A 1245-nucleotide genomic window follows, 5' to 3' on the forward strand; every position below is an offset into this window, starting at 1 on the left:
GACTCCGCTTTTTTAGGCGTCTCGAATCCGATTTACCTACTGGCAATTAGTAAAATAATGACCGGGCTTAACGCCTAAAAATAGCAAGTATTCCCGCACTGGCTAAGTTCTCAAAAGCTGAACATCGGAGTGTGTGATAGAGGCAAGTTTCTATAAAGAGTATAATGAACAAATTATGCTGAAGTTGCCTCAACAATCAACACTGCTGCGAACCCTTGCAATTGCCTTATGCGGGTTGCTCCTGCCGCTCCTGTGGCCCGGCCTCTTGAGTCATTTTTTTGACACCAGTAGCGCCATGTCCAGCATGCACAGCGCCACACCCCTCGCTCTTACCGCCCTGCAGGTCGGCTCCGACGCCCTGATCGGCCTCGCGTACACCGTGATCGCTGGTCTGATTGCTTATGTGGTGTATCTCAACCGCAACCGACTGCCCTTCGACTGGGTCATCCTCTCCTTCGGGTTGTTCATTGTCGCGTGTGGCATCACGCACGTGATGCACGTCGTCACCCGCTTCCTTCCAGTCCTGTGGCTCGACGGGTATCTGCGGGCCATTACCGCCATCGTCAGTGTGGCGACGGCCGCCGCATTGCCTCACCTGATCCCCCGCATTACCGCCCTGATCAATGCAGACGAGCGCGTCACCACGCAGCAACAGGAGCTCGAAGAGACCAACCAGCGGCTGCAACAAGCGCTGAAAGACACGGAAGTCCTCTATGCCTTGTCGTCCAGTCTGGAACGCGCCCAGAACGTCGAAGATGTGCTGCGAGAAGCAGCGGTTCTGTTGGCAGACGTGACAAAGGTGGATAGCTTCCAGCTGTGGAGCATTCAGGGTGACCATGCCCAGGTCATTTACAGGCAGGGCAGCATCGATGTCACTCACACAGCCTTCTTTAAAAACGGCCTCGACCGCCCACGGGGATCGATATGGAAGGCGCTCGATCACCGGACGGTCCTCTACATTAATGAGGCGTCCAGCTTTTCAGGTGTGGTGCACGAACGGATTGAGCTCAACGTGAATACCCTCGCGCACCTTCCGCTGTATACCAGCCGCGCAACGTACGTGCTGACCTGCCTGCGCCACACCTTCACACCATGGACAGAGAGCGAACGGCGTCTGCTGGAAGTCGCAGCACAGAACATCACCGTGGCCATGGAACGCCAGCACCATGCCGCCCTGCTCGAGGCCGCAGCGCGCACCGACCCGCTCACCGGCCTGGGCAACCGCCGCGCCTTCGATGAAATGCT

The 1245-nt window shown here is 57.0% G+C and carries 1 protein-coding gene; it reads left to right on the forward strand.

What is annotated here, in order from left to right; genetic code table 11:
- Positions 1-175 precede the first annotated feature (175 nt).
- A partial coding sequence (locus GUI70_RS22460) for a GAF domain-containing protein (RefSeq protein WP_161884495.1) occupies positions 176-1245 on the forward strand: 1070 nt, incomplete at its 3' end.

This window comes from Deinococcus alpinitundrae (genome assembly GCF_009982895.1).
Lineage (GTDB): Bacteria > Deinococcota > Deinococci > Deinococcales > Deinococcaceae > Deinococcus > Deinococcus alpinitundrae.